The organism is Paenibacillus sp. J22P51 (genome assembly GCF_059692215.1).
Window position 1 is genome coordinate 1 of the sequence record NZ_JCAUAZ010000001.1, and the last position, 18672, is coordinate 18672.

The 18672-nt window shown below is 44.2% G+C and carries 14 protein-coding genes; 1 reads left to right on the forward strand and 13 read right to left on the reverse strand.

Going from position 1 to position 18672, the window contains the following annotated elements; translation table 11 throughout:
- The 11 genes from AC58QC_RS00005 to AC58QC_RS00055 all read right to left on the reverse strand — a co-directional run.
- On the reverse strand, positions 1 to 2059 hold a 2059-nt coding region (locus AC58QC_RS00005), incomplete at its 3' end, for a hypothetical protein (RefSeq protein ID WP_497413158.1).
- Between the two features lie 222 nt (positions 2060 to 2281).
- Positions 2282 to 3496, reverse strand: coding sequence for a formaldehyde dehydrogenase, glutathione-independent (gene fdhA / locus AC58QC_RS00010; RefSeq protein ID WP_497413159.1), 1215 nt, complete (start codon positions 3494 to 3496; stop codon positions 2282 to 2284).
- A 349-nt stretch (positions 3497 to 3845) separates the two neighbouring features.
- The gene (locus AC58QC_RS00015; protein WP_497413160.1) at positions 3846 to 5792 is read right to left on the reverse strand and encodes a right-handed parallel beta-helix repeat-containing protein; all 1947 of its coding nucleotides are present in this window, start codon (positions 5790 to 5792) and stop codon (positions 3846 to 3848) included.
- Between the two features lie 555 nt (positions 5793 to 6347).
- Positions 6348 to 7235, reverse strand: a complete 888-nt coding sequence (locus AC58QC_RS00020) for a glycoside hydrolase family 43 protein (protein WP_497413161.1) — start codon at positions 7233 to 7235, stop codon at positions 6348 to 6350.
- A gap of 162 nt (positions 7236 to 7397) precedes the next feature.
- Positions 7398 to 7949: a GNAT family N-acetyltransferase gene (locus AC58QC_RS00025; protein WP_497413162.1), complete on the reverse strand. Its 552-nt coding sequence runs from the start codon at positions 7947 to 7949 to the stop codon at positions 7398 to 7400.
- A 75-nt stretch (positions 7950 to 8024) separates the two neighbouring features.
- Entirely contained in the window at positions 8025 to 9353 is a 1329-nt protein-coding gene (locus AC58QC_RS00030) for an ABC transporter substrate-binding protein (protein ID WP_497413163.1), read from the reverse strand.
- Positions 9354 to 9476: 123 nt separating this feature from the next.
- The gene (locus tag AC58QC_RS00035; RefSeq protein WP_497413164.1) at positions 9477 to 11033 is read right to left on the reverse strand and encodes a response regulator transcription factor; all 1557 of its coding nucleotides are present in this window, start codon (positions 11031 to 11033) and stop codon (positions 9477 to 9479) included.
- 28 nt (positions 11034 to 11061) lie between these two features.
- Positions 11062 to 12765, reverse strand: a complete 1704-nt coding sequence (locus tag AC58QC_RS00040) for a cache domain-containing sensor histidine kinase (RefSeq protein ID WP_497413165.1) — start codon at positions 12763 to 12765, stop codon at positions 11062 to 11064.
- 87 nt (positions 12766 to 12852) lie between these two features.
- Positions 12853 to 13689, reverse strand: a complete 837-nt coding sequence (locus AC58QC_RS00045) for a carbohydrate ABC transporter permease (protein ID WP_497414041.1) — start codon at positions 13687 to 13689, stop codon at positions 12853 to 12855.
- Entirely contained in the window at positions 13689 to 14648 is a 960-nt protein-coding gene (locus AC58QC_RS00050) for a carbohydrate ABC transporter permease (RefSeq protein WP_497413166.1), read from the reverse strand. Before AC58QC_RS00050 ends, AC58QC_RS00045 begins: the two co-directional genes overlap by 1 nt.
- Positions 14649 to 14827: 179 nt before the next feature.
- Positions 14828 to 17083 carry a right-handed parallel beta-helix repeat-containing protein gene (locus AC58QC_RS00055; RefSeq protein WP_497413167.1) on the reverse strand — a complete coding sequence of 752 codons (2256 nt, stop codon included), beginning with the start codon at positions 17081 to 17083 and terminating at the stop codon, positions 14828 to 14830.
- Positions 17084 to 17488: 405 nt separating this feature from the next.
- Between AC58QC_RS00055 and AC58QC_RS00060 the strand changes: the two genes are divergently transcribed.
- Positions 17489 to 17686 (forward strand): PspC domain-containing protein, encoded by a 198-nt coding sequence (locus AC58QC_RS00060; RefSeq protein WP_497413168.1) that lies wholly within the window; start codon positions 17489 to 17491, stop codon positions 17684 to 17686.
- Positions 17687 to 17763: 77 nt separating this feature from the next.
- Here the strand turns inward: AC58QC_RS00060 and AC58QC_RS00065 are convergent, their stop codons facing one another.
- Together AC58QC_RS00065 and AC58QC_RS00070 are read right to left on the reverse strand one after the other, a co-directional pair.
- On the reverse strand, positions 17764 to 18123 hold the full coding sequence (locus AC58QC_RS00065; protein ID WP_497413169.1) for a response regulator: 360 nt from the start codon (positions 18121 to 18123) through the stop codon (positions 17764 to 17766).
- A gap of 15 nt (positions 18124 to 18138) precedes the next feature.
- Positions 18139 to 18585: a chemotaxis protein CheX gene (locus AC58QC_RS00070; protein WP_497413170.1), complete on the reverse strand. Its 447-nt coding sequence runs from the start codon at positions 18583 to 18585 to the stop codon at positions 18139 to 18141.
- Between the last annotated feature and the right edge of the window lie 87 nt (positions 18586 to 18672).

Here is an 18672-nt window from a genome sequence, read left to right on the forward strand (position 1 = left end):
AATTTTGCTCAAGTGCTTCTGTAATATTTGGTTGAACGGTATGGAGCTCTTGCTCTAATTTCGAGACACTTTCTTGAAATTGCTTCTGTAATTCATTTGTTGATGCAAGCAATTCAACTCTGAAATTTTGCTCAAGTGCTTCTGTAATATTTGGTTGAACGGTATGGAGCTCTTGCTCTAATTTCGAGACACTTTCTTGAAATTGCTTCTGTAATTCATTTGTTGATGCAAGCAGTTCAACTCTGAAATTTTGCTCAAGTTCTTCTGTAATCTTGGGTTGAACGGTATGGAGCTCTTGCTCTAATTTCGAGACACTTTCTTGAAGTTGCTCCTGTAATTCACTTGTTGATGCAAGCAGTTCAACTCTGAAATTTTGCTCAAGTGCTTCTGTAATATTTGGTTGAACGGTATGGAGCTCTTGCTCTAATTTTGAGACACTTTCTTGAAATTGCTTCTGTAATTCACTTGTTGATGCAAGCAGTTCAACTCTGAAATTTTGCTCAAGTGCTTCTGTAATCTTGGGTTGAACGGTATGGAGCTCTTGCTCTAATTTCGAGACACTTTCTTGAAGTTGCTTCTGTAATTCACTTGTTGATGCAAGCAGTTCAACTCTATAGTTTTGCTCAAGTGCTTCTGTAATATTCGTCTGAACGTTATAGAGCTCTTCTTCTAACTCCGAGACACTTTCATGAAGCTCCCTCTGTAACTCATTTGTTGATGCAAGCAGTTCAACTCTGAAATTTTGCTCCAGTGCTTCTGTGATCTTGGGTTGAACGGTATGGAGCTCATGAAGCTCCTGCTCTAACTTCGTGACACTTTCATGAAGCTGCCTCTGTATTTCACTTGTTGATGCAAGCAGTTCAACTCTGAAGTTTTGCTCCAGTGTTTCTGTAATATTCGGCTGAACGCTATAGAGCTCTTGTTCTAACTCCGAGACACTTTCATGAAGTTGCTTTTGTAATTCATTTGTCGTTGCGAGCAGCTCTTCTCTTAGATTGATCACCAGAGTTTCTGTAAACTTGGGTTGAACAGTAGAGAACGTAAGGAGCTCTTGCTCTATTTTCGTGACACTTTCATGAAATTGCTTCTCTAATTCTTTTGTCGTTACAAGCATTTCACTTCTAAGATTGGTCACCAGATTCTCCATCATTTTGGGCTGAACGGTATGAATTTCTGTCTCTAACTTCGTGACACATTCATGTTGATGCTTCTGTTGTTTTTGAAAGTCCTTAGTTAGTGCAAGCAATTCTCCCCTGAGTCTTGCCTCCAGCGTTTCTGTCAGCTTGGGCTGAACGGTAAAGAGCACGTGCTGCAGTTCATTTATCTGTTCAGAAACACTATTAAATTGGTTGTTTAGTAAATCAACATTCGCGGCAACTTCGCTGCTGTCGTCTTGCTCAATCACCTCAGCAACCTTGCAAGTAAAAATTTTGATGATATTTCGCAGTTCAGCAACTTCTTCGGTTATGCCATTATATTGAAGATTCAATGATTCAACCATGTTTGTAAAAAGCTCATTTTGATTAGCATCCTTCGTGTACTGGATCATCTTTTCCAGTAAAGTAAGGATAATACTTCGAAGTTCCGCGACATCATTCGTGAGTTGATCGAACTGAACGTTGGAGTAATGATGAATTGGGGATAAATGTCTGGCACTTGAGATTGAAGATATACTAACCTTTTGACTATCATCTACATGATCAACTATTCGATTTGGCGATTTATTTGCTTCCATTTTTTGCGTGAGAGACAGCACCATGTCTAGTAATTCCTTGGTTTCTTTACTTAAAAGGGGATTAGATTTGTTTTCTATAAGAGGTACGTTCCATTCTGGAGCAATGGCAGGTTCAGGCGTTGCAAGGTTTTCTTCACCATGAGGCGTACGAATGGCTCTCTGGTTCATTTCCTGTAAATTTTCGGTAATAAACTTATGAGATCTATTGGCCTCTTTCATTTTTGAAATCATTTGAAAAACATCGATCGCTTCTTCTGTGTATCTTAAGGTCCCCCCAACAGCGATGGTCGGAAGAAAATCAGCATATATTTTGGACCATTCCACTACAGCTGCTTGTGTCTTTTTAATTTTGCGAGCGATCTCGTTGACCCTATATGTCCTTTTCATTTGTTTTCTATCATATCCTTTCTTCTTATGTCCCGTAGGCTTAGGCATCTATAACATGTTATTCAGCGCAATATACAAATGACAATGAATGATTAAAATTGTTAGCAATGCAAAGAGGCTGCCCCATAAATAGGACAGCCCCGAGAAAGAAAAATTCAATTATTTAACAAGTCCGTGCGGATCAATGACGAATTTGCGAGAAACACCACGATCGAACTCTTGATAGGCCCCCGGAGCATCTGCCAAAGAGATGAGTGTAGCATTGACAGCTTTGGCAATTTGTGCCCTGCCGCTGAGAATCGCCATCATCAAGTCTCTGTTATACTTCATAACAGGTGTTTGCCCCGTTACAAACGTATGCGATTTCGCCCAGCCCAGTCCGAAGCGAATTTTCAATGTTCCAATTTTGGAGTCTTCATCCACTGCACCAGGATCGCCAGTTACATAAAGACCAGGAATCCCCAAGCTGCCGCCTGCGCGGGTGACTTCCATGATGGAATTGAGCACCGTTGCAGGTGCTTCCCCATGCGCTTTGCCATGACCATGCGCTTCGAAGCCTACGCAGTCGATAGCAGAATCCACTTCTGGAGAGCCCAGAATTTGATCGATTTGTCCTGCCAAATCAGCGTTCTCGCGCAGATTAACCGTTTCGCAGCCAAAGCTCTTCGCTTGAGCCAGCCGCTCTGCATTGAGATCGCCAACGATGACTACCGCTGCTCCTAGCAGCTGCGCGGAATGGGCTGCTGCCAGTCCAACAGGGCCCGCACCAGCTACGTATACCGTCGAGCCTGGACGAACACCCGCGCTAACTGCACCATGATAGCCTGTAGGGAAAATATCAGAGAGCATCGTCAAATCAAGGATTTTCTCCATGGCCTTCTCCTTGTCTGGGAATTTCAGCAACTGAAAGTCCGCATAAGGAACCATGACATATTCCGATTGGCCGCCAACCCAGCCTCCCATGTCAACATACCCATAGGCAGAGCCTGGTCGATCTGGATTCACATTTAAGCAAACATTTGTGTTCCGTTCTCTACAGCTACGACAACGACCGCAGGCAATATTGAAAGGTACGGAAACTAAATCTCCCTTTTTAATAAATTCCACATCGCGCCCTACTTCAATAACTTCACCAGTAATTTCATGACCTAAAATGAGTCCTGACGGAGCAGTTGTCCGACCTCTAACCATGTGTTGGTCGCTACCACAAATATTGGTTGTTACTACTTTTAGGATAACCCCATGCTCACATTTTCTTCCGACATTCAATGGGTTAACGCCAGGTCCATCCCTAAGTACTAATTCTGGATAATCTGTGTCACGAATCTCAACGCTTCCTGGACTGCTGTAGACAACCGCCTTGTTTCCTGCCATGTTCTCTTCTTCCCCTCACACGTTAATTATGCTGAGTTAGTCCCATTCATGAAAGGTGTCTTAGATCACAAAATTTTGGAAGTAACGCAAACACAAGGATACTATTCTCCTTTCTTGACTATTATCCTTCATTTTCCCGAATAAAATGATAGCGATTACAACACATTTTTTTCTCAGCACACAACAACGTGAAAAGGCTGTATCCCTTTGTAGAAGATCTACGAGAGATACAGTCTTGTTACTCGTTTTTTGAGCTTTTAGTAGCTGGTCGACAACCAATTCACTTTGGACCAGTTCAGCTTAGCAATCGACTTCATGGTCAAATGTAAGCTCCCATTTCTTCCTAAGGTTAATTCCGGCCTATATTGGTTCCGCTAGGTGTACCAGCACCAATCAAATCACTGCCTGTTGCAAGCTTCAAGAAGTTGCCTAAGTTCGGAGAACCATCGGCATTACGTGTGATTGTAGGTGTTAGGCTTACGAAATCTGTATCACTAGCTAAAAGTCCTGCAGCATTGGTACTTTTACCACTTTTCCACCAAACATTCGAGCTAGCTACATCCGTTCCGCTTGTTTTATCACTGGAAGTTCCTTTGTAAGACAAGTTATTCTTGAATGTATGTGTACCGGTGTCAAATGTAAAATTACCTTCTCCGTTGCTAAATGATGTGTTATTTGTCAAGGAGATTGAGCCTGGGTTACTGTTGAACGTAAATCCGTGTTTTTTATTGAGATATGCAACGGAATTGATCACAATATGGTTGACTGCTATTTGTTCCCCACCTAATTTGTAGCCGTTCCCGTCGCTGCTGCTTGTCGAGTTCCCCGATGAGGTTTGACCGTTATGATGCGCTACGCTGTTCTTAATCGTGATCGGATCAATCGGTCCTGTTTCTGATTTGGTGTACAGATCCCAACCATCATCTGTGTTGTAAGACGAGATACAACCATCAAACACATTGCCAGGCCCCACGGTCAGCTTAGCTGCAAATCCATCAGCGTCTTCCCCGTTGTCCGGATCAAAATTATCATGCGAGTAAACGTTTAATATGGTATTGTTCGCAGGCCATTCGCTGCGCAGTGCTGTAGAAGCGTATCTTCCAAGCTGTACGCCTGTATCCCTATTGTCGTAGACTTCCAAGTTCTCTAAACGATTGTTATTACCCGCTACATATACGCCATTATCGGCGGAGCCTTTAATTTCGAGACCCTTGATGGTCCAGTAACTGCCGTTCACTTGTAATCCTCTAGCATTGAGGGATACGTCTGCCAAATTATAGCTCTGTGAGGAGAAATCCAAGACAGGCTTCTCTGAGCCATAAGGCATAATTTGCTTGATTGCACTTGCTGTACCGTTATTCGTACGATCAATCGTAATTTGACTGCTATAGCTATACGTGCCGCCACGTAAATAAATAATTCCGCCAGGAGCTACCTGCGTAAGCGCCGAACTCAGTGTTGTCGGACTTGCCAAAGTCCCTGGATTGCTATCAGAGCCATTCGGGTCCACATAGACTGCGCCCGCCGTTGGAGGAGGCGTAGGTGATGGCGAAGGCGAAGGTGAAGGTGAGGCTGATGGTGAAGGTGAAGGCGACGGCGATTGCGTTGGCGCCGGTGTCGATGTTGAACCAGAGCTATCGGAAACGAGGATGTCATCAAAACTTGCTGCTGCTTTATAGCCCACTAAACCAATGCCACCCGAGCTTAGGCTCGTGTCTGTCGCAGTAAGCTGTAAGGTGCCATTCACATACATACGAATTGTTGTTCCAGATAGTTCTAGCTTGACGGTATACCATGTTCCTGTTGCGAGTGGATAATCCAACGTTGCGAGCGTGGTAGTGGAACCGCTTACTTTTTTGCGGATTTCAAGCTTACCCCCATTGCTGTTATACAAAGATGCCGCATAGAAATTGTTTCCATCTTGATAACGACCCGCAACATATGCTCGATTGGAACCATTCCAATTATCGATCTTCACCTTGGATTCAACGGCATAATCCGTCCATGATGCATTACCCGCTGATGCGCGCCCTTCACTTGAACTGGTTTGGCGATACACATAGGAGCCATTGTCTTGAACCACCGTCCATGTGCCATTCTGCGTCGACCAGCCGCTTGCATCCCCATCATTGAAATTGTCACTGAATAAATTTGCTGCAAAGACAGAAGGTATGACCATCATGCCCGCGATCAGCGTGGATGATACAAGCGCCGTAAGGGTATGCGCAGGTTTAAGCTTTTTCATTATTGAATTTCCTCCTTCAAGTGATTTCATTCTCAATGAACACGTTAACATCTACATCTTAATACCACTTCAAAGTGATGCTAAGCCGTCAACAGTCTGACACCCCCTCATACCTATTTCTCCCGGTCTTAAAGAGGAATTAGCTTGTTTCGATGTCACTCCACGACTATATCCAGTGATTACCAAGTTCAGCAATAATCATTTTTACATAAATTAACTTTCTATTGTAAAAATAGGTCTCCTTAACCAGTTGTAATCACTATCTCAGATGATAATCATTTAGTTAGTTTTTGGGCTGGAAGACTGCTGTTATCAAGCGGAGCTAGCATCGTACCCCTAACGGACATGGATGCCATTATTTCAGCTGAAAGTTTCTAAATAGAAACTACCGGACACAAAAGACGTTATTAGGACATGAAGACTCCAAAAATAACTGAATTGCTGAGAATAGGAGCAAATGTGTCCGTTAGATTATCAAAACCGCTGAATACGAGCAAATAGCGTTGTATGTGTCCTTTAGCGAACTTCAAGGGGAATTTATAGTTGCCTGTCTTGGAAAAATAAAAAAAGCCGAAGATCGAGGATCTACGGCTAGCTTGGAACGATCTAATAAGCAGGCTCAACGATTCGAAGCACCCCATGGCTATCCTGGATGGGCAGAATAACTGGCCGCTCTAGCGGATGTTTGTTGGGCTGATGGATGGTCAATTGAAGCGTACCGTCAAGTTTATGAAATAACATGCCATGCCCGCCATCGCGAATATTCAACGGTTCGGCATCTTGTATCCAAGGTCCTGTCACCTTACCTGAGGCAGAGCGTGCTAAGCCCATCGTGTACCCATTTACCCCAGTCGTAGACCAGAGCATGACAAGCTCACCATTTGGCATTCGGTGAAGAAAAGGACCATCCGTGACGTAGTTGCTTTTATCCTCGCCAAAACCAACCGACCACGGAGCCTCAGAAGCTCGGAACAAGAGGATCGGTTCGGAAACGGCTCTCTGAAGATCCGCCTGCAGCTGCACGGCGTACATTTCTCCGTCCTTTACTTCCAGCCACTCCCGGCAGAAGATCATCCACGGAGTTCCTGATTCATCTTCGTACAGCGTGCCGTCCAAGCATTCCCAATCCCGAGGCGTCAGCGTATCACCCACGGGTACAAACGGTCCAAGCGGCGAATCAGCAATAAGCAAGCAGGTAGCCCTGCAGCGATTTTCCGCCTTAAAGCTGGCCAACATGTAATAGCGACCATTACGCGCATAAACTTCCGGAGCCCAATAGTGCTTATTTGACCAAAAGTCCGGCGATGGACGGAAAGCCTGATAAGGTCCTTCCCATCCAGCTAAATCATCACTCACATAAACATCAAATCCGATTGCTGGACCTTCCCACACATTTTGGCCGGTAGACCCGTACAAATAATATTTGTCGTTCGACTGATCAACCAAGATATACGGATCGCGAAAATGAATATCGCTTAATTGTAGTAGATGCATGATAAGTAATCCCCCAGTGGTTATTTTCCTCCATTATAGGGGGATTTTCGGTTAAAAAGTAGTTCAAATTTAAACCTAAATGTGAATAAAAAGCGGTAGCTTCAGACCTAAGAGTAAAGTCCGAAGCTACCACTTCATAGTTTAAGTATGATCACCATCATTTTACGCATTTGAAAAATCTTCAGCCAGCATAGCGAACAACAGATGATCCTCACGCACGCCATTAATTTCCAATAACTTGCGAGCAAGTCCTTCTTGCTGAAAACCAGCCTTTTCCAAAACGCGCATCGACCCCAAATTACGCGGCATGACACCCGCTTCTACTCGCAGTAGGCCTGCTTCCTCAAAAGCAAATTTCAATACAAGTTGAATCGCTTCTGTCATGTACCCTTTTCCATTATGCGCCTGGTCCAGACTATAGCCGAGAATGCACTTCTGATGCGGCCCACGTTGCACATCAAAAAGCGAAATATCACCGATGAGTTGCTGCGTTTCATTTAGAAAAATGCCAAATACATATCGCTTATCTTCTTCTCTTTGTTTGATCCCGTTTTCAATGCTCTTCTCTTGCACTTCTTTTGTATAAAAAGATTCATTGCGCCTAGGGCATACACCCTCAAATAACTGACGGTTACGCAGCATGAGATTCAGCAAATCATCTGTGTCATCTACATCCATAAATCGGATATAGACACTTCCATCCTTGTCATTCATAAATACCATCATCCTTTATCTAGAGCTCCTGTTATTATACGTCGGAATAAAGGATGGTTCAAACTATGTTTAGTCTTATTTTTTCACTGCTGTATCATATTCCTTCGCTTTTTTCATCACTTCTTCATAGGCTTGATCAGCCGTTGCTTTATCAAACATCACTTTCTGTACAATCGTTTTGTAGTCATTTTTGAAGTTCCCCCAGCCTTGTGGCTCAGCAACGAATTTCTGTGCGGCAGGAGCCACTTTATTAATAAAATCAACGGAAGTTTTGTCTGTTGCGCTGAAATTAGGAGTAAGCATACTAACAATTTTCGCATTCCCTGGAATACCGCGAGTTAACGACAATGTTCTACCTGCTTCTTGATCGTTAATAAACCACTCAACGAACTTCTTGGCTTCATCTTGTTGTTTGGATCCTGCATTTACACTCCAGAACATGCCCGGTTTCAACCAACCTCCAGTTTGAGCAGATTTAGGAAGCGTTGTGAATGCAAAGGAATCCGGTTTAAGTCCACTGATCGCACCAACTTGGTTGGAGAAAATATGACGAGCAAGGGCTGTACCATTGACTACGCTATCCAACTTTGGATCAAGTTCTTTGTCGGTTACCGTGATATCCGCTGGTGTAACGATGCCCGCTTTTCTCATTTCACTTTGCTTATTCATATAAGTAATCCAAGTAGCTTTGTCAATGGAAAGCTTATTATCGGCGAAAGTTGGCCCTTTACCTTGACTGAGCTGATAAGCCGTATAGTCAACTAGATCGGAGCTTTGATCAACGAAGACATATTTGTCTTTGCCAAGTTTTGCCTTTGCCTCTTGACCGAACTTATAATAATCATCCCATGACCAATCCCACGCTGGTGCTTTTAAGCCTAGCTTTTCAATCACGGTTTTATCAAAGGCCATACCAAGTGCAGCTGTCCCAAGTGGCATCGCGAATAGTTTACCGCCAACTTTACCTGACTCTATCAATGCTTTATCCATATCAGCAATATTAATGCTCGCTAGATCAGCAACCAAGTTGCGTGCTACGTACTCATTCAAGTAAGCTGCATCCATTTGGATAATATCAGGGGCATTTTTCGCTGCGAATTGAACGCCAAGCTTGTCGAAGTATCCGTCCCAACCTGAGAATTCGCTTTCAAAAGTAACATTCGGATGGAGTGCCGTATACTGCGAAAGTGCCTTCTGCGTCGCATCATGACGTTCTTGAGCCCCCCACCAAGCAATGCGCAATTTGACTGGCGCAGCGGGTTCCGCTTTTGGTGTTGCTGCCGCTGCTGTTGTCGGCTGAACCGATGCTTTCGCAGGAGCTACTTCCTCTGTTTTTGATCCACAAGCTGTTACCGAAGCCATGACAACAAGTGATAGTGCAGCGGTCATTAATTTCTTCTTCATTGTATAATTACCCCTCTCGCATATGTCGATCTCACACACATATCGTATCGCTGAAAGCACGTACGGTATAGGAGAGAATCGAACTGATTTCTTTCAGTATTTGAAACAAGTGAGAGGGGAAATCTACTTTTTCAGTAAATCACTCGGGTTAATTCCGCAATATTTCTTGAAAAGCGTACTGAAATATGGCACATTTTGATATCCTACCTGCTCAGCAACTTCATAAATCAACAGATTGCCTTCTAGCAATAGTGCTTTCGCTTTCTCAAGTCTTACACGAATGACATAGTTCATAAAGGTTTCCCCAGTTACCTTTTTGAACAGTTGATTCAAATAATTTTTGGAAATAAACAGCTGCCCTGCAAGCTCATCCATCGTGATATCCTTGGCATAATGCTCATGAATGTAACCGAGCATGAAATCGACCGCTCCCTTATGCTTCTGGTTAATGGCTGGCTGCCGCTTCAACCCAATGCTTTTCACCTTCGCTTGCAAAAAGCTCTCCACATCCACTCGATTAATAATCGTATCCGTCGTCGAGACCAACTCATTATCTTCCGTCTGGATAATCGACATGTCTGCTTGCTGGGCGGCATATTGCAGCAGTGTCCATATTTCCGTGGCTAGCACACGATAGAATAACTTGGGGTCACCGCCTTTAGCCGAGGTCTCTTGCCGATCAATGAACCGCTGAATATGCGCCCACAGCTCTTCCTCACTGCTATCCAGCAGAGACTGAGAAAGGTATCTGACGAGCTCCACCGCCCCTTGTCCCTGTTCAAATGCCTGCAATGACTCAAAAGCAATGTCTGCCGACTGTTTCAAATCTTCCCACTTGCTAATCCTATCGCCAACTGCCGCTTTCACTGTTAAGCCCAAATACCGCAGCATGCTGCTTGTTAGTGTCTCTATGAAACCAGCTAATCGTTCAAGAGATTTCGCTGCGGTCTCACTGCGGGGAATATGCAATACGAGTGCCGAATACGGCCCGAAAAGCCAAATAAATTCCGATTCCGGCCATTCCTGCTGCGTCAGCTCCTTGGTTATATTGGACATCGCGAAGCGAAATAAATGCCAATCCGCCACCGAAATATCGGTGATCCGATCCGTCTTCACCAGCTCGAGCACAACGACCTGCTGATCATAGTCTGTCCAGTATGCCTCTGAATTGGGCAGTTTCAGATCAGCCGCATTCGCTTGAAGGGTACCATTAATTAGAGCTGCAAGCTGTTCGTCTGCCATTTGCTTCTCATAGTTTTGCACAAAACGAACAAGCCTCTTCTTTTCCATTTTCTCCAAATAGAAATCTTCCAACTGACCAATCGTTCGAAACAATACTTCACGAATTTGTTCGATGGTAATCGGTTTATTCAAATAATCATCAACATCCAGTCGAATTGCTTGCCTAGCATACTCAAAGTCCGTGTAACCGCTGTGAATAATAAACCTGCCCTGAAAGCCTTCTCCACGCAATTTCTCGATCATTTCAATCCCGCTAATGCCAGGCATATATAAGTCCGTTATTACGATATCGGGTTCCACTTCTCGGATTAACTCCAATCCACTTTCTCCGTCTATTGCCTCTCCAGCGAATTCGGCATCCAGCTCTGCCCATGGAATAATATGCCGTAAGCCTCGCAAAACCTGAAAGTCGTCATCCACTATGGCTATTTTCCACATACGCGCTTCTCCTTTATGTTGTCTGATGTTATTGGTTTGAGAGTGGCATTCGAATGTCGACTTGAACCCCGCCTTGCTCCCGGTTGCTCAGTTGTAAGCTATACTGATTTCCGAATAACGCATCCAGTCTTTCCTTCACATTGCGAAGACCATAGCCCCCGCGTTTCCTAGGCTTGTTCTGCCAATTATCACTGAGACCCTTGCCATTATCTGTAATCGTTACATATAAGTTAACTTCGTCACGATAGATTTTTATACCGATCTCAGCCTCGGAAGCGCCATGAAAACCATGCATAAATGCATTTTCTATAAATGGCTGCAGAAATATTTTGGGCATTAAGCAGTTCTTACAGCTCTCGTCTACTTTAGTGAAGTAGGTCATTCTCTCTTCCCAACGCACTTGTTGAAATTTCAGATAGTGCTCAATATGGGCGACTTCCTCTGTCACAGCCACCAGACTATTCGTATTGGAAAGGGCTAACCGAAACATACTCGCTACTTGCGCCAGCATGGAGCTGATTTTATTCTGTCCCGCTTCAAGCGCCGTCCAGTTGATCTGATCCAATGTATTATAGAGAAAATGCGGATTGATCATCATTTGCAACGATTTCAGCTCCGCTGCCCGCTGCTGCACATGTTGTTCGCGCAGTGACTCATAGAGGTCCTCGATGCGCCCAGTCAGCTTGCGATAGCCTTGAAATAATTTGCCAAACTCATTCTTATAGTCGGTGGGCAACCCTTGCTTTACTCCTGGCGAGTATTGTCCCATGGCTCTAATTAATTGATTCATCGGCCTCATAAATCGGTTGGATAGAAACAACGTAAGCAGCAACACGAGCACAATTGAAGTAACCCCGAGAAGGAGGAATAGCTGCGCCATGCTTTTGCTTCCCTTGGTCATCTCACTCCAAGAGCTCGCCTCAAAGAGTGTCCACTGGGAATCCGGTGATTTCGCCCAAACGAAAAAATCATCCCCAGCACGTAAGGATCCGCTTGGCTTATCCAGTTCACCCTTCAAGGTTAGTGTCGCTTGCTGCAGCTTGCTGCTATTGCCGGAATGCGTAATCAGTCTGCCTGCTGCATCAAGTAAAGCCATATTGGTCGTATCGTCTTCCGATGAAATCAAATGCCGAATGCTCGATACTTTAATATTAAAAACCATCAAACTGTAATACTGGTTGCTGTTATTGATGACCTTGCGGGCGAAGCTTATAACCGATTCTTCACGTCCATTGGACATGATTTTGTGCTCTCCAAGCCAGGCGCTATCCGTTTCCAAAATACTCGGATACCACGCTTCCTTATCTAATTGCGACATCCGGAAGAACGTAACAGGGCCTTGGGTATCCGAGGTAAACGGGTAATCCGAATACACATGGATCGATTGCAGAATCGGCGTTCCGAAGACAAGATAGTTCAATTGACTCTGAAGGTCCGTCTCTATTTGAAGGCGCTCGTAAGCGTCCTTATCTCGCAAACGGCCGTAAAGGAGATCGACGTTTTTGGCAGAGGTTCCCGAGGTCTGCTCAATACCAATTAAGCTCGTGCTCATTTTCTTGCTCAATTCGTTCAGCAAGCGTTGCTGATAGAAGGATGTATTGGAAGCAATTTCGTCCGAAGTCCCCGAGTAGCTAACTGCAACGACGATACCGATCAGCAATGCAATAATAACCGCTGAACTGAAGAAATAAACCGCGATGATGCGATAGGTTTTGAATGGATTTTGCAGCATGTGTCTGCCCTCCGTATGATTCAAACTAAGCCATTTATGCAAAGAAAGCCGCAGCAAATGCAGCAGCTTTCCTAGTCATTTCTAAGCTTATCCTTTTAAAGCACCCGAAGCAATACCTTCGACGAAATGCTTCTGAGCAATAAAGAAAATGATGACAGCAGGCATTACGGATACTAAGGACATGGCTAACATTTGCCCCCACGGCACAGTTCCCGCTGAATCTATGAACAGCTTCAAAGCTAAGTTAACCGTGTATTTATCAACGGAATTGATATACAATAATTGGCCAAAGAAGTCATCCCAGTTCCAGAGGAAGCAATAGATCGCGACGGTGACAAGCGCTGGCTTGGTCAATGGAATAATAATGCGCCAGTAAATACCGAACCACGAGCAGCCGTCCATTTTCGCAGACTCATCCAATTCCTTAGGGATCGAACGAATGAATTGAACAAGTAGATAGATGAAGAAAGGACCACCCACACCGCCTGCTAGCAAATGGGGCACATAGAAAGGTAAATACGTATTAATCCAATTAAATTTACTGAATAACACATACTGAGGTACGATGGTTACTTGTGTCGGCAGCATTAAGGTGACAAGTAGAATACCAAACCACAGCTTGCGCAGCGGGAAATCAAGGCGAGCAAAAGCAAATGCGACCAGTGAGCAAGAAACAATGCTCGTGAATAATACCCCAGTAATTAACTGAAAATTATTCATATAAAACACACTGAAATCGTAATTAGGAACCGATACCCAACCCTCTGTATAGTTGGCCCAGCGGAATGTTTCGGGAAATAAATTCGGGGAACGCATTTCATCATTTGATTTGAGCGATGCTCCGAGCCACCAGAACACGGGATACATCATGATGAGGCTTGAAGTTAGTAATACGAGATGGGATAAACCTCGGCGTCTTGCCATCATTTCCCCTTCCCTCCTTGCGTCTCATAGTAAACCCAGTATTTAGAGGTAGCGAATATAAGCGCCGTTACCACTGCGATAATGACGAGTAGAATCCAAGCTAGCGCTGAAGCATATCCCATTTGAAACTTCGAGAAGGCTCTCTCATACAAATACATGACGTATACATAGGTTGAATTAACAGGTCCCCCATTGGTGATGATAAACGCCTGCGTAAACATCTGGAAGGAATTAATCGTGGATTGCACAAAGTTAAATAAAATGATGGGTGAGAGCATTGGCAATGTAATCGTGAAGAATTGTCTTACTTTGCTAGCTCCATCTACGGATGAAGCTTCATACAAATCCGTTGGAATTTGTTTGAGTCCTGCAAGGAATATAATCATCGCAGAGCCGAATTGCCAAGCGACAAGCAGGATGATTGTCCCTAATGCGGTATCTGGATCAGCAATCCACGACTTGCCTTGAATGCCGACCAGCGCTAAAGCTTGATTAATGAAACCATCTTTGCTGAAAATGTTTTTCCATAGAATGGATACTGCGATACTCGTCCCGATCAGCGACGGGAAGTAGATCATCGTCCGATAAAAGGAGATCCCTCTGATTTTCTTATTCAGCAGCATCGCTACCAGAAGTGCGGTAACGAGCTTAAGTGGCACGGAGAATACGACGAACAGCATCGTCACTTTGATGGACTCCCGAAAGGTATCATCTTCCAACACGATATGCTTGTAGTTCTGTGCGCCGAGCCAATGCGGTACATCCAGCAAGGAATAATCCGTAAATGAGTAATACAAAGACATTAGGATTGGCCCTAGTGTTAAAAGGAAAAATCCAATCAGCCAAGGGGATAAAAAGAGGTAACCGGCTACGGGAGATTCCCACCGGCTCAGAAACGGAATTTTCTTTTTCTTCGGTTTTGCAAGCAAACTGTCCGTTTGCAGCACGGTGCTTTCCATAAATGTTTCCACTCCTGTTCAAAGCGCTACGTGATTCGCTTGTTATCTGATAGCTTTATTATAAAAGGCATCACAGGTTAGTTACATTACGCAATGAATGAAGTTCTTTCACTATTTCACACGAAAATAAATCCCGAACCCCCGTTGCCAGAAGTTCGGGATCTATTGAATTCGTACAGTTACGGTGTATATACTTTCACACTATCAACGTTCGTAGTGCCTGTTTGTGAGTTATCGGCATAGAATTCGATCTTGGACACATTGGAAACAGCTGCTCTCATTGTTGCTTGGGACAGCTTCAACGTGCCATTGACATAGAAATCAAACTTATCTGTATTTGTATCTAAAACAACTTTGAAGTCATACCATGTGTTCGCTGTGAAGGCTTGTATCGTCGTCCAGGTTCCATTAACGTTCGCTTTGATATTCCCTGTATCCATGGCGATCGATTCAGCAACGACACCTGTGCTGTCATAGAGGTAAGGCAAGCACCACCACGATGTTGTTTCGCTCCGTTTAACTCTTGCTTCAATAGTTATTGTACCGCTTGTAGCACCAAACGATTTGGACATGGAGGTTTTGGCCGATGCAGTCGGTTTGCTGAGCTGCACGCTCTTATCGGTTGCACTTGGCACAGCTTGCACCGTAATTGCGTTCGGACTCGTTCCGTTGGCAATTGTCCAACCTGTTGGGGCACTACCAGTGGTCACTGCATCGAAAGTATCGTTCACCAAATAAGTTGGGCCAGTACTTCCCCCTGTAACTGCCGTTTCGTCGGCACCAATGTCCGCTGCGCCTGTGTATAACGTATCTCCCCAGAAATCAACGCCGCCATTGGAAGAAATGGTTACACCTTGATTGATGATCGGTGAAGTTGTTTGAAGCTTATACCCGTTCAAGCTGCTGAGTGCTGGTCCGCTAGCTTCTGTTCCCGTGCCACCAGTTCCTGGACTCACCAATTTCGGATCTCCTGTTTTCGGGTTGGCATCTCCTGCTGGAACGGTAAGTCCGGTACCATAGTAACTATTCGTATTATAGGCAATACCTCCGCCTGACGTTAGAACAGCAGAACTCTGTGTCGAATCTAGGATATTATTTCTTATACTGTAACTGGCATTAATATAAGAGCCGTAGCCATAAATTAAATACGTGCTATTCGTATTGTAGATCGTATTATTATAAATTTGAGAGGTAGCAGCCGAATCGGAATGGAGATAAATTTGATATCTCGAATTTCCTGTAATCACATTATATCGGATGATGGAGTCACCAAAGCTGAATTGACACAACAGAATCCCATCACCATTGCCATGAATGTAGTTGTATTGGACGACCTGCTTCGTCGTTCCTTTGTCTGTATCGATGCCGTTATAGTCGGCACCTCCGGCTTTTTTAACTACACCATAGGTCTCATTCTTCTGAATCACGACATCGTCCGCATAATAGGTTTCGATTCCCGATGTCCCCGCTGCCGCAACCACGTTACTCTCGATTAACGCGCCTTTGGTATCTGTCAAATAAATACCATTGCATCCATAGAAGGTGTTCGCTTGGCTAATGAAATTATTCTTGATCGTGACATTCGTAAAAGGATACCAATTCGTATCCGAGGCTGAGCTCCGAACACCCCATCCTACTGAAACGGATGGATTTCCGTTATTATCGCGCCCATCACCCGTATATTGCTTGAAAATGATCCCCCCGAAGGAAGTATCCTTAATGGAACTATTGGAAATGACCACATCGTTGAATTTGCTCTTTACTGTAGCTGCGGCTGGCGCTAGCACGTTCGTTGACATATCGAACACAATGCCGCCAGTTCTCTTGGAACGATCCCAACCCGTCTGGAACGTGATACCTGTTGCATTATCAGCCACATCCCCGCCAATCCAGTTGACTTCACCACTCACATCGTGAACATTTAAGCCATCTAAACGGAAGTAATTTAGCGTGCCAATGTCGGCTCCTGTAATATGTACGCCTCTAAGATCTCCGACGGAACCCGTGGTTTGGTTACTAATATCTAGATTGTGAATCTCCCAATACTGCTGATTATACAAATATACCGTAGCCTTAACCGCACCTTGGCCTTCAAACTTTGGCTTGGCGCCTGTGCCGTACTGATCAATTACGATTGGGTTCCCCGAAGTACCCGAGCCTTTGGGATATAACTGACCTACCCAGGTATCTCCAGCTTCAAATAAAATATGATCGCCAGGCTGAAACGTTGTGCTGTTCACTTTCGTCAATGTTTTCCAAGGCGTTGCTGTGCTTGTGCCATTATTCGAATCACTTCCATTAACGGAGTCTACGTAGTAAGTCGTATTTGCTGCAAATACCGTTGCAGGAACAAGTACCGTAACCATCGATAACAGCATCATGACTGTAATCAAGAGTGCTCCTAAGCTCTTCCTTTTTCTCCATCCTAATCGCATGATCATTGCCTCCTTAGATTGTAAGCGCTTAACTTTTTGCGGAAATAAAGCGACTTTCCATCGTTGTCCCTATGCCTTATTAACTACTTGATCCATCCCTCCCTTAGGTTAAGCAGCATGGCAGCTTGCTAGCAAATACTGTCTTGTAGGTTGCCTGCTCATTCAATTTTGAGTTCAGTATAGTTGACAAATGGGGCAGAACATAGGGGGGAAATGAACAATTTTCTTTCATTTTCTAAGGAATTCAGCGCAGCCTCCCCTCAAGTAGTGGAGCCTCCCCGACTTTAGTTCAGGAACAATAACCGTCAACAGTCTGTTTTCGATCATGTTCGATAAGGCTACAATAGAAACATAAGAACGAAGCAGAAATCGAAAATGCTAATTAGACGAGAGGAGATTCATACGATGAACAAATTATTTAGATCCACGACAGATAGTAAATGTACAGGGCTTTGCGGAGGTATTGCAGAATGGCTTGGAGTCAATGCAACCCTCATTCGGCTTCTAGTTGTTGCTACTGCGCTATGCAGCTTTGGGACCGTCACTTTACTTTACTTCATCAGTAGTATCTTGATCCCGAAGATGCCTTATAGTCACATTTAATGTAATGACATGAAAATCACGAAAAAACGCCCACCATCTTGCTTTAGAAGCGAGATGATGGGCGTTTTTCTTATAGGTTATATAGCTCTGCGAATAGCATCCAATACGCGATCGCCTTGAAATGGCTTTACAATGAAATCTTTAGCTCCAGCCTGAATCGCTTGAACGACCATGCCTTGCTGCCCCATTGCAGAGCACATGACAATTTTAGCATTCGCATCCTTTTTCCTAATTTCCTTCACGGCTTCTACACCTTCCATCTCCGGCATCGTGATATCCATCGTTACAATATCCGGCTTGAGCTCCTGGTACTTCTGTATGGCAATCAGACCATTCTCCGCCTCACCAATAACGTCTTGACCGCCTTTTGTTAGAATATCCTTCAGCATCATTCGCATGAAAGCCGCATCATCTACTATTAAAATTTTCGCCATCATCTATCGCTCCTCTTATCAAAGATCCTTTAGTAAGACCACTCGGATATCCCCAACCGTCTCAATCGAAATCGGCAACGTCAGCTTGTTTGCTTGTTCATCAAAATGAAAATTATCCTGCAGCAAAGATGGCGTCGTAATATCCAGAGAAACACCTTGCTCACCTAAGATCGTCGTAGTCCCGCCCGCAATAATGTTAGCAATTTCACTCACACAGCTATCGAGCATTTCCCCTTCCATATACATCCCAAATATCGCTTCGCTCATGCGGCTAAACACGACACGCTGCCCGTCTAGTATCATACTGTACTCGCTGTTCGTAAAATTGATGGAGACACCAATTTCGTCCTTGCTGATCGGTTCATTGCTTGCACTTACTTCTGCTTGATCTAACGATTGTGGAATCATGTTGCCGATCGAAACCCTAACACTGTCCAGTAATAAATTTTGCAAATTCTGTGTCATACTTCTCTCCCCTATTCAGCCTTCGTGAAACCGTTGTGACTATCGATACATTCACTTTAGTCTATAATTGTTAGTTAACTTCAATCC

What these genes read in the sequence shown, in the direction of transcription:
- fdhA (WP_497413159.1), bottom strand. Translation starts at nt 3,496, where the DNA reads ATGGCAGGAAACAAGGCGGTTGTCTACAGCAGTCCAGGAAGCGTTGAG.
- AC58QC_RS00015 (WP_497413160.1), bottom strand. Translation starts at nt 5,792, where the DNA reads ATGTTAACGTGTTCATTGAGAATGAAATCACTTGAAGGAGGAAATTCA.
- AC58QC_RS00020 (WP_497413161.1), bottom strand. Translation starts at nt 7,235, where the DNA reads ATGCATCTACTACAATTAAGCGATATTCATTTTCGCGATCCGTATATC.
- AC58QC_RS00025 (WP_497413162.1), bottom strand. Translation starts at nt 7,949, where the DNA reads ATGAATGACAAGGATGGAAGTGTCTATATCCGATTTATGGATGTAGAT.
- AC58QC_RS00030 (WP_497413163.1), bottom strand. Translation starts at nt 9,353, where the DNA reads ATGAAGAAGAAATTAATGACCGCTGCACTATCACTTGTTGTCATGGCT.
- AC58QC_RS00035 (WP_497413164.1), bottom strand. Translation starts at nt 11,033, where the DNA reads ATGTGGAAAATAGCCATAGTGGATGACGACTTTCAGGTTTTGCGAGGC.
- AC58QC_RS00040 (WP_497413165.1), bottom strand. Translation starts at nt 12,765, where the DNA reads ATGCTGCAAAATCCATTCAAAACCTATCGCATCATCGCGGTTTATTTC.
- AC58QC_RS00045 (WP_497414041.1), bottom strand. Translation starts at nt 13,689, where the DNA reads ATGGCAAGACGCCGAGGTTTATCCCATCTCGTATTACTAACTTCAAGC.
- AC58QC_RS00050 (WP_497413166.1), bottom strand. Translation starts at nt 14,648, where the DNA reads ATGGAAAGCACCGTGCTGCAAACGGACAGTTTGCTTGCAAAACCGAAG.
- AC58QC_RS00055 (WP_497413167.1), bottom strand. Translation starts at nt 17,083, where the DNA reads ATGCGATTAGGATGGAGAAAAAGGAAGAGCTTAGGAGCACTCTTGATT.
- AC58QC_RS00060 (WP_497413168.1), top strand. Translation starts at nt 17,489, where the DNA reads ATGAACAAATTATTTAGATCCACGACAGATAGTAAATGTACAGGGCTT.
- AC58QC_RS00065 (WP_497413169.1), bottom strand. Translation starts at nt 18,123, where the DNA reads ATGATGGCGAAAATTTTAATAGTAGATGATGCGGCTTTCATGCGAATG.
- AC58QC_RS00070 (WP_497413170.1), bottom strand. Translation starts at nt 18,585, where the DNA reads ATGACACAGAATTTGCAAAATTTATTACTGGACAGTGTTAGGGTTTCG.